General features: G+C 68.4%; 1 protein-coding gene. It reads left to right on the plus strand.

Annotated features, from left to right (window positions below; translation table 11 throughout):
* A partial coding sequence (locus ACZYSP_RS35315; protein WP_489019203.1) for a glycine--tRNA ligase subunit beta occupies positions 1-377 on the plus strand: 377 nt, incomplete at both ends.

Consider the following 377-nt stretch of genomic DNA (forward strand, 5'->3'; position numbering starts at 1 on the left):
TGCAGGAAGACGGCGCCGTCATCGCGAGCTTCGAGGCGCGCCGCGCAGAAATCGCGCGCCCGCTTGCAGCGGCCGCGGTGAAGGTCGGCGGCGGCTCGGTGCCCATCCACGACGACGCGCTGCTCGACGACGTGACCGCGCTGGTCGAGCGCCCCACCGTGCTGGTCTGCAGCTTCGAGCGCGAGTTCCTCGAAGTGCCGCAGGAATGCCTGATCCTCACGATGAAGGCCAACCAGAAGTACTGTCCGCTGCTCGACGCATCGAGCAGGCTCACAAACAGGTTCCTGGTCGTCAGCAACATCAGCCCCGACGACGCGAGCGCGGTCATCGGTGGCAACGCGCGCGTGGTGCGCCCGCGCCTGGCCGACGCCAAGTTC

This window comes from Variovorax sp. F042, from assembly GCF_057814215.1.